Annotated in this window: 18 protein-coding genes; 7 read left to right on the forward strand and 11 right to left on the reverse strand. The window is 65.8% G+C overall.

What is annotated here, in order from left to right; all coding sequences use genetic code 11:
* The first annotated feature begins 67 nt into the window (after positions 1 to 67).
* Genes NX775_RS15550 through NX775_RS15560 form a run of 3 tightly spaced genes read left to right on the forward strand, consistent with a single transcriptional unit; the run spans position 68 to position 2428 of the window.
* Positions 68 to 736, forward strand: a complete 669-nt coding sequence (locus NX775_RS15550) for an SDR family oxidoreductase (RefSeq protein WP_258836840.1) — start codon at positions 68 to 70, stop codon at positions 734 to 736.
* A gap of 19 nt (positions 737 to 755) precedes the next feature.
* Positions 756 to 1883, forward strand: a complete 1128-nt coding sequence (locus tag NX775_RS15555) for an acyl-CoA dehydrogenase family protein (RefSeq protein ID WP_258836841.1) — start codon at positions 756 to 758, stop codon at positions 1881 to 1883.
* A complete protein-coding gene (locus tag NX775_RS15560; RefSeq protein WP_258836842.1) occupies positions 1880 to 2428 on the forward strand; it encodes a GNAT family N-acetyltransferase in 549 nt (182 codons plus the stop codon). The genes NX775_RS15555 and NX775_RS15560 overlap by 4 nt, the downstream gene beginning before the upstream one ends.
* A gap of 5 nt (positions 2429 to 2433) precedes the next feature.
* On the opposite strand, the gene NX775_RS15565 is transcribed toward NX775_RS15560, so the two are convergent.
* From NX775_RS15565 to NX775_RS15575, 3 genes are all read right to left on the reverse strand, one after another.
* Positions 2434 to 3384, reverse strand: a complete 951-nt coding sequence (locus NX775_RS15565) for a S66 peptidase family protein (RefSeq protein WP_258836843.1) — start codon at positions 3382 to 3384, stop codon at positions 2434 to 2436.
* Positions 3385 to 3554: 170 nt separating this feature from the next.
* Positions 3555 to 6410 carry a TonB-dependent receptor domain-containing protein gene (locus NX775_RS15570; RefSeq protein WP_258836844.1) on the reverse strand — a complete coding sequence of 952 codons (2856 nt, stop codon included), beginning with the start codon at positions 6408 to 6410 and terminating at the stop codon, positions 3555 to 3557.
* A 210-nt stretch (positions 6411 to 6620) separates the two neighbouring features.
* Positions 6621 to 8408, reverse strand: a complete 1788-nt coding sequence (locus tag NX775_RS15575; protein WP_258836845.1) for an ABC transporter substrate-binding protein — start codon at positions 8406 to 8408, stop codon at positions 6621 to 6623.
* Positions 8409 to 8623: 215 nt separating this feature from the next.
* Here NX775_RS15575 and NX775_RS15580 point away from each other — a divergent pair, with 215 nt between their 5' ends.
* From NX775_RS15580 to NX775_RS15590, 3 genes are all read left to right on the forward strand, one after another.
* Positions 8624 to 9862 carry a spore maturation protein gene (locus NX775_RS15580; protein WP_258836846.1) on the forward strand — a complete coding sequence of 413 codons (1239 nt, stop codon included), beginning with the start codon at positions 8624 to 8626 and terminating at the stop codon, positions 9860 to 9862.
* Between the two features lie 10 nt (positions 9863 to 9872).
* Complete coding sequence (gene dacB, locus NX775_RS15585) at positions 9873 to 11348, forward strand: D-alanyl-D-alanine carboxypeptidase/D-alanyl-D-alanine endopeptidase (RefSeq protein WP_258836847.1); 1476 nt, start codon at positions 9873 to 9875, stop codon at positions 11346 to 11348.
* 236 nt (positions 11349 to 11584) lie between these two features.
* Positions 11585 to 12724, forward strand: a complete 1140-nt coding sequence (locus tag NX775_RS15590; protein WP_258836848.1) for a GGDEF domain-containing protein — start codon at positions 11585 to 11587, stop codon at positions 12722 to 12724.
* A 3-nt stretch (positions 12725 to 12727) separates the two neighbouring features.
* On the opposite strand, the gene NX775_RS15595 is transcribed toward NX775_RS15590, so the two are convergent.
* From NX775_RS15595 to NX775_RS15630, 8 genes are all read right to left on the reverse strand, one after another.
* Complete coding sequence (locus NX775_RS15595) at positions 12728 to 13339, reverse strand: M15 family metallopeptidase (RefSeq protein ID WP_258836849.1); 612 nt, start codon at positions 13337 to 13339, stop codon at positions 12728 to 12730.
* Between the two features lie 15 nt (positions 13340 to 13354).
* The gene (locus tag NX775_RS15600; protein WP_258836850.1) at positions 13355 to 14254 is read right to left on the reverse strand and encodes a LysR family transcriptional regulator; all 900 of its coding nucleotides are present in this window, start codon (positions 14252 to 14254) and stop codon (positions 13355 to 13357) included.
* Between the two features lie 23 nt (positions 14255 to 14277).
* Positions 14278 to 15276, reverse strand: a complete 999-nt coding sequence (locus NX775_RS15605; protein WP_258836851.1) for an N-acetylmuramoyl-L-alanine amidase — start codon at positions 15274 to 15276, stop codon at positions 14278 to 14280.
* Positions 15273 to 16241 carry an N-acetylglucosamine kinase gene (locus NX775_RS15610; protein WP_258836852.1) on the reverse strand — a complete coding sequence of 323 codons (969 nt, stop codon included), beginning with the start codon at positions 16239 to 16241 and terminating at the stop codon, positions 15273 to 15275. The genes NX775_RS15605 and NX775_RS15610 overlap by 4 nt, the downstream gene beginning before the upstream one ends.
* A gap of 36 nt (positions 16242 to 16277) precedes the next feature.
* Complete coding sequence (locus NX775_RS15615) at positions 16278 to 17867, reverse strand: glycoside hydrolase family 10-like protein (RefSeq protein ID WP_258836853.1); 1590 nt, start codon at positions 17865 to 17867, stop codon at positions 16278 to 16280.
* A 90-nt stretch (positions 17868 to 17957) separates the two neighbouring features.
* Positions 17958 to 19223 (reverse strand): AmpG family muropeptide MFS transporter, encoded by a 1266-nt coding sequence (locus NX775_RS15620; protein ID WP_258836854.1) that lies wholly within the window; start codon positions 19221 to 19223, stop codon positions 17958 to 17960.
* 48 nt (positions 19224 to 19271) lie between these two features.
* A complete protein-coding gene (murQ, locus tag NX775_RS15625) occupies positions 19272 to 20171 on the reverse strand; it encodes an N-acetylmuramic acid 6-phosphate etherase (protein ID WP_258837397.1) in 900 nt (299 codons plus the stop codon).
* A gap of 82 nt (positions 20172 to 20253) precedes the next feature.
* Positions 20254 to 20994 (reverse strand): GntR family transcriptional regulator, encoded by a 741-nt coding sequence (locus tag NX775_RS15630; protein WP_183555034.1) that lies wholly within the window; start codon positions 20992 to 20994, stop codon positions 20254 to 20256.
* Between the two features lie 158 nt (positions 20995 to 21152).
* On the opposite strand from NX775_RS15630, the gene NX775_RS15635 reads away from it, so the two are divergent.
* Complete coding sequence (locus tag NX775_RS15635) at positions 21153 to 22490, forward strand: serine hydrolase domain-containing protein (RefSeq protein WP_258836855.1); 1338 nt, start codon at positions 21153 to 21155, stop codon at positions 22488 to 22490.
* Positions 22491 to 22553: the final 63 nt, after the last annotated feature.

The following is a 22553-nucleotide window of genomic DNA, read 5'->3' on the forward strand; positions in this document are numbered from 1 at the left end:
GCAACGATGAACAAAGCATGCGACTATTGAAGGTCTTGTTCTACCAACCCTTCACAAGGAGCACAGCATGCCCACTGTATTGATCGTCGGCGCCTCGCGCGGCATTGGCCATGAAATGGCCGCCCAATATCGCCAGGACGGCTGGCGCGTCATCGCCACCGCACGCAAGCAGGAAGACTGCGATGGCCTCGTCGCGCTGGGCGCCGAAGCGCACCAGCTCGACGTGCTCGATGCCGAATCGATCGCCGCGCTGGCCTGGCGCCTGGACGACGAAAAAATCGACAGCGCCTGGCTGGTGGCCGGCGTATATGGCCCGGCCCACGGGAGCTTCCCGACCGGCCCTGAATTCGACGCCGTCATGCACACCAATGTGCTCTCGGCGATGCGCCTGATCCCGATCGTCGCGCCGTTGCTGGCCGACTCAAAAGGCAAGCTGGCGGTGCTCTCGTCGCGCATGGGCTCCATCGGCGAGCGCTCGGGCACTGACGGCACGCTGTACCGCGCCAGCAAGGCCGCGCTGAACTCAGTGCTCAAGGACGCCTCGATCACCTACGGCGCGCAAGGCGTGACCTGCATCGCCTTCCATCCGGGCTGGGTCCAGACCGATATGGGCGGCAGCGGCGCAGCGCTCACCGTGCACGACAGCGTGCGCGATCTGCGCGCCACGCTGGCCACGGTGGACGCAGGCGCCAATGGCAGTTTCCTGAACCACGACGGCGAGCCGATCGCCTGGTAACACACGATAACGAGACCCCATGATCCTGTCCGACGAACACCAGATGATCCGTGACGCCCTGCGCAGCTTTGCCCAGGAGCGTCTGGCCCCCAACGCTGCGCGCTGGGACCGTGAGCACCACTTCCCGCGCGAAGAATTGCAGGAACTAGCGGCGCTGGGCGCCTTCGGCGTGGCAGTGCCGGAGCAGTATGGCGGCGCCGGCCTGGATTATGTGGCGCTCGCGCTGGTACTCGAAGAAATCGCGGCCGGTGACGGCGGCGTCTCGACCATCATCTCGGTCAACAACTGCCCGGTGTGCAGCATCGCGATGATGTACGCGAGCGAAGCGCAGAAACAGCAGTGGCTGCGGCCCCTGGCGCAGGGCGAGCTGCTGGGCGCGTTCGCGCTGACCGAGCCGCACACGGGCAGTGACGCTGCCGCGCTGCGCACGACCGCCACGCGCGATGGCGAGCATTACGTCATCAACGGCACCAAGCAGTTCATCACCAGCGGCAAATACGGCGACGTGGCGATCGTCATGGCCGTCACCGACAAGGCGGCCGGCAAGAAGGGCATCAGCGCGTTCTGGGTGCCGACCAACACGCCTGGCTACATCGTGGCCGGCGTCGAACACAAGATGGGCCAGCACTCGTCGGACACGGCGCAGATCGTGTTCGACAATTGCCGCATCCCGCTGGAAAACCTGATCGGCGAAGAAGGCATGGGCTACAAGATCGCGCTGTCGGGCCTGGAGGGCGGGCGCATCGGCATCGCCTCGCAGGCAGTGGGCATGGCGCGCGCCGCGTACGAGGCCGCGCTGGCGTATGCGAAAGACCGCGAAAGCTTCGGCAAGGCGATCTTCGAGCACCAGGCGGTGCAGTTCCGCCTGGCCGAGATGGCGATGAAGATCGAGGCGGCGCGCCAGCTGATCCTGCATGCGGCGTCGATGAAGGATGCCGGCCTGCCCTGCCTGAAGGAAGCCGCAATGGCCAAGCTGTTCGCATCCGAAATGGCCGAGCGCGTGGTGTCCGATGCGATGCAGGTCTTCGGCGGCTACGGGTATGTCGCCGACTTCCCGGTCGAGCGCATCTACCGCGATGTGCGCGTGTGCCAGATCTACGAAGGCACCAGCGACATCCAGAAGATCCTGATCGCCCGCGCATTGTGAACGGGCCGTTGACCCTGCAGGCGCTGGTGCCGGAACAGCTGCCGCAGCTGTTCATGTACCTCGACGACCAGCTGCAGGAAAACGGGCGCGGCGCCGTGCCGCTGTTCCAGCCCATCTCGCGCGGGCAGTCGCGCCTGCCGCCCGACAAGGCGGCGTCGTTTGCCGCCAGTTTCACCGTGCCGTTCGGCCAGCCGCGCTGGCGCCGCATGTGGCTCGCGCTCGATGCCCGGGGCGAGATCGCCGGCCACGTCGACCTGCGCGCGCGGCCTGAAATTGCGGCCTACCACCGCGCGCTGCTGGGCATGGGCGTGCACCGCGACCACCGCCGCGCAGGCCTGGGCCGCCAGCTGGTCGAGCACGCGCTGGCGTGGGCCAGCATCACGCCGCCACTCGAATGGGTCGACCTGGATGTCCTGTCGGGCAATCTGGCGGCGCGCCGGCTGTACGAGCGCGCCGGGTTCGTCGTCACCGGCGAGGTGTATGACCTGTACCGGATCGACGGCGAGTCGCACGGCTCGGTGACGATGAGCCGGCGCCTTCGCTGACCGCTCTACGACACGGCCGCTTCGAGCAGCGTGATCGTCTGCGCGTGTGTGTCGAGCGTTGCGCGCACGCCCATGGGCAGCGTGAACTGGTTGCGGATATGCCCGATCGAATAACCGCTCACTGCCGGAATCACCAGCGGATGCAGGTGCAATGCCAGCGTGCGTTCGAGCGTCAATGACACGTCCTCGTGTTCCGGCCCGCAGTTCTGGCAAATCCCCACCACCACCCCGGCTGCATTGGCAAAGCCCCCGGCCAGGTCGAGCTGCGTCATCCAGCGGTCGATGCGGTACGGCGCCTCGTTGACGTCTTCCAGGAACAGGATGCTGTTGCCGATATCAGCCGCATACGGCGTGCCGGCCAGCGCCGCGACCATCGACAGGTTGCCGCCCATGAGCGGCCCCGTGGCCACGCCGTGCGTGAAGGTATGGATGCCAAAGTGCGGCTCTTGCGCGGCGCGTTCGGCATTTTCAAGGGACATCGGAATCGTGTAGGTCGCCTGCGGTTCGGTCAGCACTGCCATCATGTGCTGCGTCGCATAGGCGGTCAGCGTTGACGAGGCCACCGGTCCATGGAACGTCACGAGGCCGGTCTGCTTGAAGATCGCCAGGTGCAGCGCCGTGATATCGGAATACCCGATCAGCACTTTCGGATTACGACGGATCAGCGCGTAATCCAGCCCGGACAACAGCGAGATGCAGCCCGAGCCACCGCGGATCGGCCAGATCGCCGTGACCTCGGGATCGGCAAACATCGCATGCAGGTCGGCCAGGCGCTGCTGGACTGAGCCTGCGTAATTGCCGAACACCTCGCGCAGATAGGCGCCGGGTTTGACCCTGAAACCCAGCGCCTCGATATTGCGCACAGCCTTCTCGATGGCGGCATCGTTCGTGTAGCCGCCCGGTGCGATCAGGCCGACGACGTCGCCCCGGCGCAGGCGTGGAGGTTTGATGAGCATAGGTCGCGAAGAAGGACGCGCAGCAGCTGATGCAGTCACAGACATGGCGGCGGCAATGGCACCGAAGTTGCGCCGGCTGATCTTCATGCGTCCTATCCAATCAAGTTATCGTCGTTCCCGCGGAGGCGGGAACCCAAGTGTGCATGCACCTCGGCTGGTCACAGCTGCGATCAGAAGAACTTGTAGGTCGCCATCATCGTAAACGAACGGCCACGCGGATCGGCTACGCGCGGCTCCCAGCTGCTGCCGGCGCCCGTGTTGCTGTCGTAGGTGATCGCGAACGGTGGATCTTCATCCAGGATGTTCTTGATGCCGGCGGTGAGCGTCAGGTTCTTGAAGCCCGTGTAGTTCGCGGTCAGGTGGAAGATCGAGTAATCGTCCACCTTGCTGTTGTACTCGGACGGCTTGATGCGGCCGCTGGCCACGCCTGGCAGCACCTGGTCGGTGTACCCCGAGCGGAAGATATTCTGCAGCATGCCGCTCCAGTTGCCGTACTTGTAGGTCACGTAGGCGCTGTGCTTCCACTTCAGGCCCAGGTCGCCGGTGTACAGGAAGCGGCCGATTTCGCTCTCGCCGAATTCGGCGTTCTTCGTGGCGCGTGACTTCTTCTCGAGCAGGCGCGAACCGTCGATGCCGATGCCCCAGATCGAACCGATGCTGAACTTGCCGGTCATGCGGGCGCCGACTTCGAGGCCGCGCGTGATGCGCTCGCCGGCATTGAGCCAGCGCTGGTCGATCTCGGTCAGGTTGCCGGCGGCGTCGCGGATGAACTGGTCCTGGAACAGGCTGTAGTTCGCGATCATGGTCACCGCGTTGAACGAGTCGATCGTGTTTTCCTTGCGGATTTCCCACAGGTCGGCATTGGCCGAGAAGCCGCCGGCCGGCTCGAACACGACGCCCAGGCTGGCCTGCTTGGCCGTTTCCGGACCCAGTGTGTTCTTGCCGCCGGTGAGAACGACCGGATTGACGGCTTGGCAACCGGCGACTGCGGTGTCGACACGGCCACTCGGGCAGGTAGCCGGATCGGCCAGGTCCTTGCCAACATACTGGCTCTCGGTCACGCCGTTGAACAGCTGGTTGAACGACGGCGCGCGGAAGCCCTCGTTGTACGAACCGCGGAACATCAGTTGCGGGATCGGCTGGTAGCGGAACGACACCTTCGGATTGGTCGTCGCGCCAAAGCCCGTGTAATCGTCGCGGCGGATGGCGAAGGTCAGCTCCAGCGCCTGCGTGACCGGCACCAGCATCTCGGCATACACGGCCTTGATGTCGCGGCTCACCTTCGGCAACGCGTTGACGTCATCGAACGGCGCATTCAGGATCGCCGGGCGCGCGCTGACGGCGCGCAGGTCGCCATTGAACTTGTATTCTTCGCGGCGCAGGTCGGTGCCCAGCGCCATCATCACGGCGCCAGCGGGCAGCTTGAAGATTTCACCCGACAGCGCAGCGTCGAACTGGGTCAGCGTGGTTTTACCGCCGTACATGACGACGCCGGCGGCCGAGGTGGCGCGAATCGCATCGATCGCGGCCTGGCTCTGGGTCTGGCCCGGCAGCAGGAACGGGTTGACGATGCCCGAGCCGAGCACATCGCGCAGCGCCACCGTGTAGTTGTAGCCGGTGCCCAGCAGCGACTCCGATTCGCTGTAGGCGCGCGACAGGCCGACGCGGTAATCGTAGCGGTTGCCGAACAGGGTCAGCGGCCCATCGGCGCCCACCAGCACGCGGCTGGCCTTGGTCTCGGTGGTGATCTCGCGGTTGCCGCACTCCATGCAGCGCCAGCGGTACGCGATCGGCAAGCCGTAGTTGGCCGAAATGCCGGGGAAGTTCTTGACCAGTGCGTTGTAGACGTCGTTGTAGGCCGCGCCCGTGCTCGGGTAGAACGAGCTCGGACCGAAGGTCGACGCCGATGGCGAAATCTGGTTCGGCGAGAAGCGCTTGGAGACTTCGACGCGCGAGGCGACGCCTTCGGCGAACAGCTCGTGCTCGCCGATGCGGAAGGTGGCGCGGCCCAGCGCATTGGTGTTCTTGACCGGCTGCTGCAGCACGGCCGCGCGGCCCGTATCCCAGGCGCAGCCATAGGCGGCGCCCGGCGTGTCCCACAGCTTTTCGTCGTACGCGCCCATGCCGTCGATGCTGTCGCAGCCGGCGCCGCCGGGCAGGTCGAGGAGGCTAATGCCGTTGTAGGCAACGCTGCTGCCCGGCAGGGTCGGGCCGGTACCGGTGCGAGAGAGCAGCGTCGGCGCCAGCGTCGTGGCGAAGATATTACCGCTCGGCGTACCGCGCGTATCGACCGACACGCCGCGGTTCGGCTGGAAGGTGTTGACGAAATCGCGCTGGTTGCCGCGCAGCGCCTTGTTCTCGCTGTGCGACAGCGTCGCCAGCACGTTCCAGCCTTGCGTGTCGAGGTCGCCCCAGCCACCGGTGAGGCTGGCGCGGCCGATTTCGCCGCCGCTCGCCTCGGCCACGTCGGTAAAGGCTTGCGCTTCCAGGCCCTTGTAGTTCTTGCGCAGGATGAAGTTGATCACGCCGCCGATGGCGTCGGTGCCGTACACGGCCGACGCGCCATCCTTGAGCACTTCGACGCGCTCGACCGCCGCCATCGGGATCGAATTCAGGTCGACCGCCGAGCCCTTCATGCCGTGCGTCGCCACGCGCCGGCCGTTAAGTAGCACCAGCGTCGAATCGGAACCCTGGCCGCGCAGGTTGGCGCTGGAGGCGCCGTTGTTGCCGCGCTGGGCGCCCGAGGTCACGTCGGCGTTCGAGGCCAGATTGTCCGAGCCATTGCCGTTGATGTTCAGCGTGGCGATGAGTTGCTCGGCTGTGACGATGCCCTGGTCTTCGATCTGCTTGCGCGAAATGATTTCAACCGGCAGCGCGCCCTCCTTGGCGATACGCTTGATGCTCGAGCCGGTGATTTCCACCCGATGCATCGACGTGTCGGTTTGCGCTTGCGCCACGAGCGGCATGGCAGCAGGGGCAACCGCCCCCATCACGGCAATCAGCTGGGCCAGTTTCTTCAATTTCACGATGTTTCTCCTTGCGTTCCGGGGCGGTCGTCGGCCGGCGATGCGGTGCATTGCACTGCGCCGGCCTGCGTGTCGCATGCCAAGTTGATTCTTGGCATTACGTTATGTTTTCAATTCAGAGTACGCTCACAATTTTGTGACAAGCCAATGAATTATCCGGAGGGGAGTATAACCAGCGGGAATATTTTCTTGCGGAAAAACTAACGGAATCTATCGCTTGCCCCTGACTGAGCGTGCCCCTTGCGCAACATCGATATCGAGGTAGCGCCAGTTCGTGAATTCGACGGGATGGCGTTTGTAGTTTTTCAACCACGGATGCCGCAAATCGCCCGATAAAACATGGGTCAACGGCACCCACGGGTTGTACGCATGGAGCAGCTGGTTCATCTCGAAATACAGTGTGTTTCGCTCTGCACCATCCTGCAGCAAGCGTGCTTTTTCATAGCGCACATTGTATTGAGGCAGGTTGAAGCGCGCGTAGTTGGCCCGGCCTGCATTGGGCCCGTACAACAGCTGATAAAAGTTATCGCCATCGGGAAAATCGGCGATCCAGTTACTCTCGAACATCTGCACCGTTCCGAGGCGCGAGGCCTTGATGATCTCGGTTTTCTTGTCCGACTTGAACACGACGCGCACACCGATGGCATTCAGGCATTTTCGCCAGAGTTCATCACGCAGGCGCCCGCCCACGGTCGCTTCGCTGTGCATCGTCAAGGTCAGCGGCTTGCCATCGGGCGCGCGCCGAAAACCGTCCGGGTCGCGCCCTTCGTAACCATGGCGGTCGAGCAAGGCATTGGCCAGCGTCGGGTCATATGGCACCGGACTGCGATAGCGCGGATCGTAGCCGCGCACGTTCGGCGGCAACGGCGACTCGGCCTTGATCGCAAACCCTTTCTTCAGTAGCGCAATGTCTTCGGCGCTGTTGTACGCCATCGAGATCGCACGCCGCAGTGCAATGCGGTCCTTGCTGTAGCCGCCCACGACCGGGTCGGTCATGTTCATCCACATATAGTAGGTCTGCAATACCGGAAAGCGCGACAGCACGATCCCGCGCGCGGCCAGCTCGGGTTTCAGGGCGCCGTCGTGCACGACCATTTCGGTCATCGATTCGGGGATCTGCTCCAGGTAATCGTAGTCGGCATTCAGAAAGCCCAGCATGCGGCCCTGGAATTCCTCGGCGATGCGTACCTCGACCCGGTCCACGCGCGGCAGGCGCTTGCCATTCAGTGCGGCGGCAATCGCCCGGTCCTCCGGATCATTACCGGGCGTGGCTGCGAACACGGCCGTGGAATCCGGATTGGCCAGCAGCACGATGCGATCGCTCCGTTTCCACTCCCCCAGCATGAACGGCCCGGTGCCGATCGGGTGATTGCCCGCCTGTCCCGGATACGCCTCAATGACTTCACGCGCCACCACGCTGCTGGCCGCCGTCGCCAGATAAAACAGGAAATTGTTATCGGGCGCAGCCAGCTGGATGCGCAGCGTGTAGCGGTCCGGTGCCTGCAGGCCCGCCACCTCTACGTCCGGGCCGAAGCGCTCGCGCAGCGCGGCGTCACCCTCGATCTTGCCTTCGAACATATAGGCCCAGGGCGACTTGAGCGCGGGGTCGTATAAACGCTTGAGGCTGTAGACATAGTCGGCGGCCGTGACTTCGCGCTTGCGGCCCTTGAACGCGGGATCGGGCGTGAAATGGATGCCGGGACGGATGCGGAAGGTGTAGGTCAGGCCGTCGCTGCTGACGGTCGGCATCGCCGTGGCCGTGTTGGGGCGCAGCGCAGCCGGGCGCGCCAGGTAGTCGTAGCGCAGCAGCGGATCGAACAGGTTTTCCAGCAGCGACAGCGTGGCGTTGTCGGAGGCCACTGCCGGGTCGAGTCCCGTCTCGCTGGTCGAGAGGAACATGTGCAGGACCTTGTCCTGCGTCTGCGCCTGTGCGCCGGAATACGGCACAAGCAGGAACGACAGCGACAACAGCGCAGCAGCGGCGGAGCGAAATTTCATGACGGCAGATCCTTTGGAGCGTCCCATACGGCGTGCCGTATCATAGGCGCGCCGCGCCTTGGCAAGCAACGCTCATAACTTTTGCGCATGGCGCGGCTGCATTCTTTCATCCACGCGGCTTGCCCTTGGCCCTTGGGCGCTGCACAATCGTCCGAACCCGGCGGCAACGCTTCGATCAGCACCGATCAGCACCTCTCAGCACTTACTGGTTATCGATGGCACTCAATTACATCTGGACAGGCTTCTTTCTCGTCGGCTTCCTCGCAGCAATGGCGCAGTGGCTCTTCCTCGGCGACACCGAAATCTTCAAGCGCATCATCGACGGCACCTTCGACTCGGCCAAGATGGCCGTGATGGACATCGCCCTGCCGCTGGCCGGCGTGATGACGTTCTGGCTCGGGATCATGAATGTCGGCGAAAAGGCCGGCGCCATCAACCTGTTCGCGCGCGTGATCGGCCCGTTCTTTTCGCGCATCTTCCCGGGTGTGCCGCGCAACCACCCGGCCAATGGCCACATGGTGATGAACTTCTCGGCCAATATGCTGGGCCTCGATAATGCCGCCACGCCGTTCGGCCTGAAGGCCATGGAAAGCCTGCAGTCGCTCAACCCCAACAAGGACGAAGCGACCGATGCGCAGCTGATGTTTTTGGTGATCCAGACCTCCGGCCTGACGATCATCCCGCTGGCCGTGATGGCCCAGCGCGCGGTGCTGGGCGCGGCCAACCCGGCCGACATCTTCATCCCGACGCTGATCGCGACCTACACCGCCACCATCTTCAGCATCATCATGGTGGGCCTGCGCCAGCGCATCAACCTGTTCGACCCGGTGATCTTTGCCTGGATCGGCGGCACCGCGGCGCTGATCGCGTCGATGGTCCTGTCCTTCACCTACTTCCTCGACAAAACGCAGATCCAGCTGGTGTCGTCGGTCGCGGCTAACCTGGTGCTGTTCGGCGTCATCGCCGCGTTCATGACCGGGGCGCTGCTCAAGAAGGTCAATGTGTTCGAGGCCTTCATCGAAGGCGCCAAGGGCGGCGTCGAAACGTCGATCAAGATCATCCCCTACCTGGTCGGCATGATCGTGGCGATCAGCGTGGTGCGCAACTCGGGCATCCTCGGCATGGTCACGAGCGGCTTCGCATGGGTGTTTTCCGCACTGGGCCTGCAGACCGATTTCGTCGGCGCGCTGCCGACCGCGCTCATGAAATCACTCTCGGGCAGTGGCGCACGCGCCATGATGATCGATGCGATCAAGACCTATGGCGTCGACTCGTTCGTCGGCCGCCTGGCCAGCATCATGCAGGGCGCGTCGGACACCACGTTCTACATCATCGCGCTGTATTTCGGCTCGGTCGGCATCCGCAAGACGCGCTATGCGGTCAGCTATGGCCTGCTGGCGGACCTGGTCGGCATCATCGCCGCGATCTTCGTGGCCTATCTCTTCTTCGGTTAAGGATTCACGCATGTTCAAACGCGCCACCCTCGTCCTGTCGCTGCTGTGCGCCACGTCGCTCGCCCAGGCCCAGCTACCGGCGCCGGTGGCGCAGCTGATGCAGCAAAGCGGCATCGCGCCGAGCGAAGTGGGCCTGCTCGTGCTGCGCGGCGACGCCGCCGTGCTGTCGCACCAGGCAGCGCTGCCGATGCAGCCGGCGTCGACGATCAAGCTGGTGACGACACTGATCGGCCTCGAGCGGCTTGGCCCCACGTTCCGCGGCCGCACCGAACTGCGTACGACCGGGGATGTGAAAGACGGTGTGCTGCGCGGCAGCCTGTACGTCAAGGGCGGCGCCGATGCCGACCTGGCCGGCGAGCATCTCGAGGCCATGCTGCGCGCACTGCGCTACCAGGGCATCGAGCGCATCCAGGGCGACCTGGTGCTCGATCGCAGCCTGTTCCAGCCGGCCCGGCCGGACGTCGGCCTGCCGCCGTTCGACGAGTCGCCCGACGCGTATTACAACGTGATTCCCGACGCCCTCCTCCTCAACAAGAACATGCTGCAGCTGGACATGCGCGCAACCGGCGCCACGCTGCAACTGCGCATGTACCCGGAACTCGAACGCGTGTCGGTCACGTCGGCAATGACGCTGGTCGAGCGCGACTGCGCGAAGTGGGAAGACGGCTGGCAGTTGCCCGAGACGCGGCGCGCGCCCGATGGCCGCATCGAGGTGGTCTTGCGTGGCACCTTCCCGAAAAACTGCAACCGCAGCTACAGCGTCAATGTGCTCGACCGCGACGATTACGTGGGCCGCTTCGTGCGCCGTGCCTGGACCGATCTGGGCGGCACGCTCAGTGGCCGCACGATCACGGGCGCCACGCCGCTGGACGCGCGCGTGCTGGCGGCGCACGCCGCGCGCGCCTTGCCCGAACTGGTCCGCGACATCAACAAGACGTCCGACAACACGCTGGCGCGCCTGCTGTTTTTAAGCCTGGGCAGCCTGCAGGGCGATCCCGTCGATGGCAGCCTGGCGCTGCCGTCTGGCGAGGTCACCACCTTTGCGCGCGCCGACGGCGCGGTGCGCGACTGGCTGCGCGCGCAGCGCATCGACGACACCGGGTTCGTGATCGACAATGGCTCGGGCCTGTCGCGCATCGAGCGCATCAGCGCGCAGCAGATGGGCAGCCTGCTGCAGGCGGGCTTGAAGAGTCCATGGGCGCCCGAATTCCAGGCCAGCCTGCCGATCGGCGCGGTCGATGGCACCATGCGCCGGCGTCTGGCCGGCACGCCGGCCGCCGGGCGCGCGCGCCTGAAAACAGGCACGCTGCGCAACGTCACCGCCGTGGCCGGCTACGTACCGGATGCGAATGGCAATCTGTGCGTGGTGGTAGCAATGGTCAATAGCGAACGGGCCGGCGACGGGCGCGGCCGCGCAGTGCTCGATGTACTGATCGACTGGGTGGCGCGGTCGGGAACGACACAGGCGGCATCAGTACAGCGTTGAGCAAATTGTCACGGGATTGAACCGGCTTATCTTGCAAAATTAACAAAGTAATTAATGAACTGATACATTTTGTTAGTTTTGGGTAAGAAAACTTTGCCACAATAGTCATTTGTCCGACACCGCTACCGGTGATCGGTCCTGCCGGCGCCGACGCCGGATCATCCTGTCCTGTCCGACTACCGCCGAATGATGAATCGTGTGTCGCAGGCATCATCACCTGCCGCATTGTCCATCGCATGCACATCCATTACCTGACCGGCGAGTTCGCGCGCACCACCAGCGAAACTGCTTTCCTTTCCAGCCAGATCGAACGCACGCGCGCCATGCTCGGCTTTACGCTGCTGTTCTGCGTCGCGTTCTTCCTGTCGTTTTTTGTGACGGATATCGCGGTTCTGGGCATGGCTGCAGCACTGCGCGACACGCTGCCAGCACGCCTTCTGGTTGCAGCCATCGCCGGTACCTGGGCCTGGCTGGCCTATCGCCGTCCGCTGTCGATCCGTGCCATGCGCCTGGCGGCGTCGCTGTCCGAGGGCATCGCGCTGGGCTGCTTCATGGTGGTGGCGCTGGCGCGGCCGCATGAAGTGCACTGGCATGCGATGTCGATGCTGATCATGCTGGTGGTGATCTACCTGTATATCCCGAACCGTCTGGTGTATTCGACCGCGCTTGGCACGGGCGCCTCGATCGTCTTCCTGGCGCTGGTCACGTTCATGCTGCCGCCAAGGCCCGTGTCCGATCTGGTCACGATGGCCATGCTGCTGGTGCTGATCAACACGTTCGGCATCCTGGCGGCGCGCCGCTACAACTGCGTCGCGCGCGAACAGTTCCGGCTGCAGATGACACTCAAGCAGCTCGCCCAGCGCGACCAGCTCACGGGCTGCTACAACCGCCACTACCTGCACGATCATCTGCTGGGGCACGAACTGGAACAGGCCCGCCAGCGCCAGCATCCGGTGTCGGTCATCCTGTGCGACATCGATCACTTCAAGCGCATCAACGACACCTACGGCCACCATGAGGGCGATGCGGTGATCCGCACCTTTGCCAGCCTGCTGCACGGGATGGTGCGCAACGGCGTCGATGCCGTGGTGCGCTATGGTGGCGAGGAATTTTTGCTGGTCTTGCCCGGCATCGACCTGGCGCAAGGGACCAGCCTGGCCGAGAGCCTGCGCGCGGCGTTTGCGGCCAATCGGGTCGCGCCGGATGCCGATGGCCCCGGGTTGCAGACCACCGCCAGCTTCGGCATGGCCACGTACGACTTCGCCCGCGACGACGGCCACATCACGTTGCCCGACCTGATCCTGACCGCCGACAAGCTGCTGTACGCGGCCAAGCACAATGGCCGCAACCGGGTCGAAACGATCGCGATGAACTGACGCCTACAGCACGCGCTGAAAGGTGCGCCGCACCAGATCGCGGTCGCCGCAATCGAAGTGCCACCATTCGGTTTTGATGCCTAAAAAGCCCGCCGCCAGCATCGCTTCGCGCAGCAGGCGCCGGTTGGCCACCTGTGCTTCGGTGAGACGGCCGGCCAGCACAAACCCTTCTTCGAGCGCCGGATGCGACAGCTCGGTCATGTCGTCGAAACCGGTGCCCATGTCGAGTTCATGACCGGCCGCGTCGACCAGCGTCAGGTCCAGCGCCATGCCGTACGAATGGATCGAGCCGCGCGCCGGATCGGCCAGGTACAGGCGCAGGTCGGTGCCCTCAAGCGCGTCCCACAACTGCTGCTGGACGCGCTGCGGCCGCAATGCATCGAGCACCAGCACCGTCAGGTCGGGCCGGCGTGCGGCCAGCCAGGCCACCACGTGCTCGAGCGCTGCGGCCGCCTGCACATGCAGCCAGGCGCAATCGAACGGCGAATACAGATCGCGCCCGACAAAATTGTTGGCGGTGGCGTAGCGCAGGTCGACCCGGATGCCGGCAATGCTGTCCAGGTGCCGGAATGCCGGGCTGGCGGCAATGTCTTCGCTGGCGATGAACGCGTGCATGGTGCTGAAAAAATCCTAGGCTGGTTCGAGACAGGCGCGCGCGGTCGCGCCGATGCAATTGGCCAGCTCGCGCGCGCCATGCGACAGCGGCGCGTGGCTGGCCGTGAGCAGGTACAGGTGCACGGGAATCGACGGCGACCACTGGCGGCACTGCACCTGGTTCGCTGCGGCCGAGGCGGCCGTGAACGGATCAACCACCGCGGTGCCGGCGCCGGCTTCGACCAGCGAGCGGGCGATCTGGTACGTTTGCACCACGGTGCGAAACACCGGTTGCACGCCCTGCGCTTCGCAGGCCGCCATCACCATTTCGCCCAGCGGATCGCGATCGGCCATGCCGATCAGTTCACCCGTCAAACCATCGGCCGCGATCGGCGTGCGGCATTCGGCGTCGCTCCAGGTGCCGCGCGGCGCCATCACCGTCAGCAGGCCGTGCGCGATCGGCTCGGCCACGATGCCGGGATGGCGCGGGTCCTGCAGCGACAGGCCCACATCGGCTTCGCCCAGGCGCAGTGCATTGACGATTTCGCTCGTGTGGTGCGTGGCCAGCTCGCACCGCGTTTCGGGGAAGGCGCGGCGCCAGGCGGTCATCCCGGCCGGCAGCACGCTCACTGCAATGGTCGGCGTGGACACCAGGCGCACGGTTTCCACCGCGCGCCCCTTCAGGCTCGCGGCCAGGCGGCGGATGCCCTGCAGGTCGCGATGAAGCTTTTCGGTTTCGACGAACAGGCGGTGCGCTTCCGGCCTGGGATACAGCTTGCCGCGCACGCGCTCGAACAGCGGCATGCCCAGTTGCAGCTCGGCGTGCTGCAGCACCTTGGTCACGGCCGGCTGCGAGATATGCAACACCTGCGCGGCGCCGCTGATGGTGCCGACCTGCATGATGGCGTGGAATACTTCGATATGGCGCAGACGCATCGCTTATCCCCTGATTGCCGCCATCATGGCGTGGTGATGACCGGCGTGGCCGGGGCCGGGGCGGTTTCCGGCGTCGGCTCAACCGGCAGCACCGGCGTCGGCTCGGGCAGAGTCGGCGTCGGCGTCGGCGTCGACATTGGCATCGGCGCTGGCGCTGGCATCGCGGTCGGCGCAACGGGCGCAACGGGCGCCACGGGCGCCAGTGCTGCCGGCACCGCCGGTGGCGGCGTGTTCGCCGGCGTCGTCAGCACTTCCAGCAGCGCGGCCGTTTCGGCATCGGCAACGCCCGAGATATCGCGCGGGCGGTACTTCATCTGGAATGCCGCCAGCGTGGTGCGGGTCGCTTCATCGTACGTGCCGCTCTGCACCAGGCCGAAGCCGTGCGTGGCCAGCTTGCGCTGGAACCAGGCGACGTCCGGCAGCAGGGCGTCGAAGGCCGGACGCACGGCGGCGACGCGGTTCGCATCCGGCCACAGTATCAGGCCTTCCTGCGCCAGGCGCTGCCACGGGAACTGCGGCCCCGGATCCTGCTTGCGCAGCGGCGCGATATCGCTGTGACCAAGCACGTTCTCGGGCGCGATGCCGTGGCGCGCCACGATGTCCTTCACCAGCGGCAGCAGCGCATCCATCTGCGCCTGCGGGAACGGCGCGTAGACGCGGCCCTGCGGCGTGTCCTTCCAGCCGGCGTTGACGATCTCGATGCCGATCGAGCTGTTGTTCAGTTGCGTGAAGTTCTTCCAGCTCGAATTGCCCGCGTGCCAGGCGGCGCGGTTTTCGTCGACCAGGCGGTAGATCTTCGGCTGCGCTTCGTCGGTCAGCAGGTAGTGCGCGCTGACCTGCTGCTGCGTCAGGATCTTGATCGAGGCAGGCGTGTTGGCCACCGTGTAGTGCAGCACCAGAAAACGCGCGCGGCTCGACTGGCCAACTGCATCGTAGGTGGTGTCGTACTTCGGCGTGGTCGGGGCGGTGGTGGTACAACCTGCCAGCACGGCCAGGGCGAGAGCGGCAAAGATCGATTTCATGGGGATTCCTCGTTGATGTTCTTGTGGGTTGCGCGCGCCGGTGGCGTGGCGGCCGGTTGCAATGCCAGCCGCGCGGCGCCGTGGTGGGCGCGCAGGCCGGTCTGCGTGAGCTCCAGCCCGGCCGGCAGCGCGGCGCGCATGGTCTCGATGATGAGGGGGTGCAGTTCGCTCGCGCGGCCGGCCAGCACCACCGGACGCGGGCCGAAACGGCGCGTGAGCGCCAGCGCCAGGCGCGCCAGTTCCAGACCGGCTTCGCTCAGGATCGTGGCGGCGGCCGGATCGCGCTCCGCGCTGGCCGCAACGGCCATTGCCAGCTTGCCGATCGCGCCGCGCTCGCCCTGATAGATGAACTGGCGCGACACATTCCAGTCGGCGCCGCCGATGTGCTCGAACACGGCCTGTGCCAGCGGCGAATCGCGCCAGCAACCGGGCTGCTCGTCTTCGTTGCGCCAGATGTGGCGCAGTGCTTCGCGCGCGATCCAGAAACCACCGCCGCCATCGTCGAGCAGCACGCCGCGCCCGCCGGCGCGGTGGAACACGTGGTCGGCGTCGATGTAGGCGCCGATCGAGCCGGTGCCCGCATACACGAGGTAGCCGGCGCCGGGCGCGAAATTGGCGCGATACGCCAGTTCAATATCGTTCGACAGCGTGACGGCGCTGGGCGCAACGCCCAGCAACTGGGCCAGCCACGATTGCAGCAGTTCGTCGTCGCCGCCGAACCCCGTCAGGCCGGCCTGGATGCGCAGCGGGCTGGCATGTGCAAGCACCGCCGCCGCCAGTTCTTCGAGGCTGGCGCGCACCGCTGCACGCCCGTCCGACGTGGCCATCTGCAGCGCCGACAGGCCCGCCACCACGCCGTCGGCCAGGATGGCGCCGCCGGGGGCCGCCAGCGCCCAGCGCGTCTCGGTGCCGCCGGCGTCGATCCCCAGGCCAAACCCGCTCACGTTGTCACGATCAGATGACATCACAAAATCCGCCCATAAAACCCGATGCTACCTGCATTACGATTTGCCCCATACACGCACCCGTGCGCCCTCGTTGCCCAGGCGGTCGACCGCGCTGACCACCACGATCTCGGCTGCGCCCAGCGTCGCGTCATCCGGCACCGACCAGGCCACGCGCACCGCCGGGACCACGGCGAAACGCCATTGGCCGCCGTGGCGCGACCAGACCGCGTACAGCGCATTGGCCTTGCCTGCCTTGAGCGTCAGGTCGACCGAGCGCGCGCGGCGCGAGGCCCCCACCAGCGGCGTACCGGGCCGCTCGTTGCCCAGCCACGTCGTCGCCGGCACCAGCGCCTGGCCAGCGTAGCGGGTCGTGCGCAGCTGGTCGGCGATCCCTTTGCGGTTCTGCATCAGGGCGACCATGCTGAAGTGGACGTGGCCGGTGGCCAGCGGCCGCGTGCGGGTCACGTCGACCTGGGCCAGCACCTCCTGCGGCTCGTAGCCCTTGGTCGCGGCGCCGATGCGGCTGGTGAACAGGCCCGGCCAGATGTGGCGGCGCTGCGGGTTTTGCCTGATCCAGTAATCGAGCAACACGTCGTAGGCCTGGCCCGGCGGCTTGATCGGCCAGTACAGCTGCGGCACGAAGTAATCGACCCAGCCTTTCTCGAGCCACAGCTCGGCGTCGGCATACAGCTTGTCGTACTGCGAAAAACCATTGATGCCGGGCGGACGGCGGTCCGGGCGGCCCAGGCCGAACGGGCTGATGCCGAAGCGCACCCAGCTCTTTTCGGCGTGGATCCCCTTGTACATCGCTTCGATCAGGCGGTTGACGTTGTCGCGGCGCCAGTTGGCGCGATCGAGCTGGCCACCGCCGGCCAGGTAGCGGTGCCAGGCAGGATCGTCCGGGAAGTCCAGCTCGCGCGTGCCGGTGCGCCCGTCCAGGGCTGCGGCGTTGCCGGCCACCTGCGGCGCGGCGTCGATCGGGTAGGGATAAAAGTAATCGTCGATGTGCACGCCGTCGATGTCGTAGCGGCGCACGACGTCGAGGATCACGTCGAGCGTTTGCTTGACGGCCGCCGGCTCGCCCGGGTCCATCCACATGAATTTGCCGTAGCGTTTGACGATGGCCGGATTGGTGTTGGTGATGTGGTTCGGCGCCGACTGGCCGCGCGACGCGTCCATGCGCGCGCGGTAGGGATTGAACCAGGCATGCAGCTCGATGCCGCGCGCATGCGCCTCCCTGATCCAGTACGCGAGCGGATCGTAGAACGGCTGCGGCGCCTTGCCCTGAATGCCGCTCAGGTATTCGGTCCAGGGCTCGAGGTTGGACGGATAGATGGTGTCGGCGGCCGGGCGCACCTGCAGCACGATCGCGTTCAGGTTCATGGCCTTGGCGCGGTCGAGGATGGCGAGCACTTCCTGCTGCTGCTTGGCGGCGCTCAGGTTCGGTCGGCTGGGCCAGTCGATATTGGCGACCGTGGACACCCAGGCGGCGCGAAACTCGCGCGGCGCGGCCGGCGGCTCATTACCACCGATGAAAGTCGTGGCGCCCGGTTTGGTGGGCTTGGTGCCGCAGGCCGCCAGGCCCAGTGCGACGGCGCTGGCCATGCCGAGCGTGAAAGTGCGTTTGTTCAGGTTGGGAAGCAAAAAAAGAACTCCTTGATGTTGCTGTACCGGAGGTTGACGCTTCGCGCCGGCGCCACGTCGGGCGCGGCAGCGCGGGCGTCAGCCGTCCGCTTATTTTTTTCCGAATTCCGGATCGATTTTAACGAGCGCCGCCACGATGAAGGCGGGAATGGTCGCAAGACAGGTCCAGATGAAGAAGTGCTGGTAGCCGAGGTATTCCTGCAGGTCGCCGCTCCACATGCCGGGCACCATCATCCCGAGCGCCATCAGGCCCGTGCAGATCGCGTAATGCGCGGTCTTGTTCGGGCCATCGGCCACCATGATCATGTACATCATCATTGCGGTAAAGCCGAAACCGTAGCCGAACTGCTCGAGCGCGAGGAAGGCCGAGACAATCATCAGATCGGTCGGCTGGGTTTGCGACAGGTAGACGAAGACCAGGTCGGGTACGTGGATCGCGAACACCATGATCCACAGGCAGCGCTTGAGGCCCACGCGCGAAATCAGCCAGCCACCGGCCAGGCCGCCCAGCGTCAGCGCGATGATGCCGACCGTGCCGTAGGCGATGCCGTATTGGGCGGTCGTCAAGCCCAGGCCGCCGGCGCTGATGGGGTCCTTCAAAAATGGCGCGACGAGTTTCAGGAGCTGCGCTTCACCGAGGCGGAACGTGAGGATGAACGCGACGATCATCCAGATATCGCGCTTCTTGAAAAAGGCGACGAAGGTGCCGACGAAGTCGCGCAGCGGGTTGTCGCTCTTGGCGACGGCGTGGTCGTCCTCCGGCACCGGCAGCGCCCACTGGTGCCACGCAAAGGCAGCGAAGAACAGGCCGGCCAGCACGTAGAACACGATCGACCAGGCCTGGCGCACGTCGCCCAGGCTCACGGCCAGGTAGCCAGCCAGCACCACGAGCGGGCCTTGCCCGAACAGCGTGGCCAGGCGGTAGAAGGTACTGCGCACGCCGACGAACGCCGCCTGCTGCTTCTGGCGCAGGCCCAGCATGTAGAAGCCGTCAGCCGAGATGTCGTGGGTGGCCGAGCTGAATGCCATGACCCATAGGACCGCCAGGCTGACGACGAAGAAGGTGGGCAGGTGCAGCACCGTGCCCACCGCAATGAGCGAAGCGCCGACGGCCAGTTGCAGCAGCACGGTCCAGCGCCGCTTGGTGCCGAACATGTCCACGATCGGTGACCACAGCGGCTTGATCACCCACGGCAGGTACAGCAGGCTTGTATAGAAGGCGATGTCGGAGTTCGAAATCCCCATGTCCTTGTACATGATGACCGACAGGCTCATCACGACGACATACGGAATCGCCTGGGCAAAATACAGGGACGGCACCCACAGCCACGGGCTGTTCGCTTGCGGTTTTTGCATGACTCTTTCGTGCGCCGTACAGGCCGGTGCTGCTGAAAGGGCGCGTGCTTACGCGAGCGCCTGGCGCACGCTGCCGCGCGCCGCTTCCAGCAGCGCTTGCGCCTGCTCGACACTGGTTTGTTTGGACAAGGCCACGATCGCGGTCTTGACGTGGAAGCCGCATTGTTCCAGCACCGCCTGCGCGGCCGCCTCGTCGGCGCCGGTGGCAAAGCTCGTCAGGCGGATCGCACGTCGTACCAGTTTGGCATTGGTGGCCTTCAAGTCTACCATCAGGTTGCCGTAAACCTTGTTCAAACGCACCATCAGAGCGCTGGAAAAGGTGTTCAGGGCGATCTTTTGCGAGGTGCCCGCTTTCAGGCGCGTGCTGCCCGAAATGACTTCGGCGCCCGTGTCGAGCGTGATGCCGATCTCGGCCTGCGTGGCCACCGGCGCATCCGGATTGTTGGCAAAGCCCACCGTCAGCGCCCCGGCGGCGCGCGCGGCGCGGAGCGCGCCCAGCACGTACGGCGTGGCGCCCGACGCCGCCAGCGCCAGCACGACATCGTGCGGACCCACGTTCATACCCGCGATATCCGCCGCACCCTGTTCCAGGTCGTCTTCGGCGCCTTCGACCGCAGCGAACATCGCGCCGTGGCCGCCGGCCAGCAGCGCCACCGCGCGTTCGGCGGGCCAGGAAAAGGTGGGGTACAGCTCGACGCTGTCGAGCACGCCGAGGCGACCCGAGGTGCCGGCGCCGACATAGACCAGGCGCCCGCCCGCTTCCATGCGCGGCACTGCGGCAGACACGGCAGCGGCGATGCGCGGCCCGGCGCGGCGCACGGCGTCCACCGCATGGAACTGGTCATCAACGAGGGCATTGACCAGTTTCGTCGTCGGATACTGGTCGAGCGCGGTGTGCGCCAGGGAGGGGGTTTCGGTATTGAGCATCGCTGTCTCGCACCTGCACAGTTTGGTTAAAACCAGTGTAATACCACTTTGACAAGCGCTTCCATGAAAGGATCGGGCGCCGTCATGCCGCCAGGTTATGCATTCAGGCTTGCCGGCGCAGCTCGGCCACGAAATCGTAATGGTCGCTGCGGCAGTAGGAATGGGTCAATTCAACAGGCTGGCCCGATTCGAGATACCCCACGCGGGTGATGAACAGCACCGCGCGGCCTTCGGGCACCTCAAGGCGCGTGGCCAGCTCCAGGTCGGCATTCATCGCGCGGATATGCTGCAGCGCGCGCACCGGCAGATGGCCCGACTTGGACAGGTGCGCATACAGCGACGCCGCCACCAGTTCGGGGCGCGGCAGCACGGCGGCCGGGATCACGCTCACTTCGTAGGCCATGACGATGTCGTCGGCAAAGCGCAGGCGCTCGAGGCGCGCCACGCGCGCACCGGGCGACAGGCCGAGCGAGAGCTGCTCGTCGGCGTCGGCCAGCATCGTGTCGCGCCGCAGCCATTGCGAGCGCGGGGTGTAGCCGCGCTGCTGCAGTTGCTCGGAAAAGCTCGACAACGTCGACAGCGGCTGCTCGATGCGCGGCGCGATGTAGTTGCCCGAACCGCGCCGGCGCACCACCAGGCCCTGGTCGACCAGCTGGTCGATTGCCTTGCGCGCCGTGACGCGCGAGACGTCGAGCTGCTCGGACAGCATGCGCTCGGACGGCAGCGCCTGGTCAGCCTGGTAACGGCCATCGCGCACGTCCTGCGCCAGCTTGCGCGCAAGCTGCTTGTAGAGCGGCGAATTGTCGTCGTGGTCGACCTGGAATCCGGGGCTGGGGCTGTTCATGGCGTCGTGGCGAAGGGGGCTGGCATACCATGGAAGCATACCACTTGCGACCAATGCAAAACGGTTATGCCCTGCGCACGGGTATTCATTGGTCAAGGGTTTCGCGCAGTCCGTATGCTGGACCGATAGTCACAATCACGCAACGCCAAGGGACGAACATGAATCACGGCAGGCGCACCCTGCTCGGCATGGCCATGCTGGGAACGATGGGACCATTATTTGCAGCGCTGCCGGCCGGCGGCGGCGCGGATGGCGCGGGGGGTGCACCCCAGCGCCAGCTCGACGCCGAACTGGCGGCCATCGCCGACGATCCGGCCTGCCCGCTGGCCAGCCTGTCGGTGCTGGCGCTGCGCGCCGGGCAACCGGTGTACGAAGGCGCGTTCGGGCGGCGCACGATCGGCAACGGCCTGTTCCCCGACCGCCCGGCCACGCCGGCGTCGCTGTACCGGATCGCCTCGATCTCGAAACTCGTCACCACGCTCGGGCTGATGCGGCTGCTGGAAGCCGGCCGCGTCGATCTGGACGCCGACGTCTCGGGCTACCTCGGCTTCACGCTGCGCAATCCCCATTTCCCGACCCAGGCCATCACGCTGCGCCACCTGCTCGTGCACACGTCGTCGCTCCGCGACGATGCCGGCTACTTCTGGCCGGCCACGACGGCGCTGAAGGATGTCGTCACGCCGGCGGCGCAGCCGATGTGGTCAAGCCTGGCCGGACCGGGCGCCTACTACACCTACTGCAACCTGGGGTTCGGCATCATCGGCACGATCATGGAGCGCGTCACGGGCGAACGGTTCGACCTGCTGATGACGCGCCTGGTGCTGCAGCCGCTCGGGCTGCAGGCCGGCTACAACCCGGCCGGATTGCAGAAGGCCGCGCAAGACCAGATCGCGACCATCTACCGCAAGCGCGCCGTCGACAGCGAGGTCTGGGCGCCGAACGGGCCTTGGATCGCCCAGGTCGACGATGTCGGCGCGCGGCCACCGGCGCCGCCCCCTGGCCTGGATGGCTACGTCCCAGGCACCAACGCGACGCCGTTCAGCCCGACCGGTGGCTTGCGCATCGCCGCGCGTGACCTGGGCGTCATCATGCGCATGCTGATGGCCGGCGGCGTGCATGGCGGGCAACGCCTGCTGCAAGGCGCGGCGCTCGAACGCATGTTCGCGCGTCACTGGTCATACGACGGCGTGGGCGGCAATGGCAATCCGCTGGGCAGCATCCTCAGTCCGCGCGGATTCGGCAACGCGCACTATCCGGACCGCCCCGGCCTGCGGCTGGCGCCCGGCTTCGATGCGGTGGGCCACCTGGGCGACGCCTACGGGCTGCGCTCCGTGTTCGCCATGGACCGCGCACGGGGCCACGGCGTGATCGTGCTGGCCGGCGGCACGGGAACCGACCCGGCCGCCACGCCCGGCCGCGAGACGGCGCTGGCGCGCTATGAAGAGCGCATCGTGGCAGCCTTGCACCGCCGCGCGATCCTCGGCTTGGCGGATTGACCGGCATGCGGGCGCGTACATATATCGCGGTTATGAGCGCGCGCGCTAGATTCATTGGCAGTG

Origin of the sequence: Massilia aurea, assembly GCF_024753205.1 — a bacterium.
Taxonomy (GTDB): domain Bacteria; phylum Pseudomonadota; class Gammaproteobacteria; order Burkholderiales; family Burkholderiaceae_D; genus Telluria; species Telluria aurea.

What these genes read in the sequence shown, in the direction of transcription:
- NX775_RS15550 (WP_258836840.1), top strand. Translation starts at nt 68, where the DNA reads ATGCCCACTGTATTGATCGTCGGCGCCTCGCGCGGCATTGGCCATGAA.
- NX775_RS15555 (WP_258836841.1), top strand. Translation starts at nt 756, where the DNA reads ATGATCCTGTCCGACGAACACCAGATGATCCGTGACGCCCTGCGCAGC.
- NX775_RS15565 (WP_258836843.1), bottom strand. Translation starts at nt 3,384, where the DNA reads ATGCTCATCAAACCTCCACGCCTGCGCCGGGGCGACGTCGTCGGCCTG.
- NX775_RS15575 (WP_258836845.1), bottom strand. Translation starts at nt 8,408, where the DNA reads ATGAAATTTCGCTCCGCCGCTGCTGCGCTGTTGTCGCTGTCGTTCCTG.
- NX775_RS15580 (WP_258836846.1), top strand. Translation starts at nt 8,624, where the DNA reads ATGGCACTCAATTACATCTGGACAGGCTTCTTTCTCGTCGGCTTCCTC.
- dacB (WP_258836847.1), top strand. Translation starts at nt 9,873, where the DNA reads ATGTTCAAACGCGCCACCCTCGTCCTGTCGCTGCTGTGCGCCACGTCG.
- NX775_RS15590 (WP_258836848.1), top strand. Translation starts at nt 11,585, where the DNA reads ATGCACATCCATTACCTGACCGGCGAGTTCGCGCGCACCACCAGCGAA.
- NX775_RS15595 (WP_258836849.1), bottom strand. Translation starts at nt 13,339, where the DNA reads ATGCACGCGTTCATCGCCAGCGAAGACATTGCCGCCAGCCCGGCATTC.
- NX775_RS15600 (WP_258836850.1), bottom strand. Translation starts at nt 14,254, where the DNA reads ATGCGTCTGCGCCATATCGAAGTATTCCACGCCATCATGCAGGTCGGC.
- NX775_RS15605 (WP_258836851.1), bottom strand. Translation starts at nt 15,276, where the DNA reads ATGAAATCGATCTTTGCCGCTCTCGCCCTGGCCGTGCTGGCAGGTTGT.
- NX775_RS15610 (WP_258836852.1), bottom strand. Translation starts at nt 16,241, where the DNA reads ATGTCATCTGATCGTGACAACGTGAGCGGGTTTGGCCTGGGGATCGAC.
- NX775_RS15620 (WP_258836854.1), bottom strand. Translation starts at nt 19,223, where the DNA reads ATGCAAAAACCGCAAGCGAACAGCCCGTGGCTGTGGGTGCCGTCCCTG.
- NX775_RS15630 (WP_183555034.1), bottom strand. Translation starts at nt 20,994, where the DNA reads ATGAACAGCCCCAGCCCCGGATTCCAGGTCGACCACGACGACAATTCG.
- NX775_RS15635 (WP_258836855.1), top strand. Translation starts at nt 21,153, where the DNA reads ATGAATCACGGCAGGCGCACCCTGCTCGGCATGGCCATGCTGGGAACG.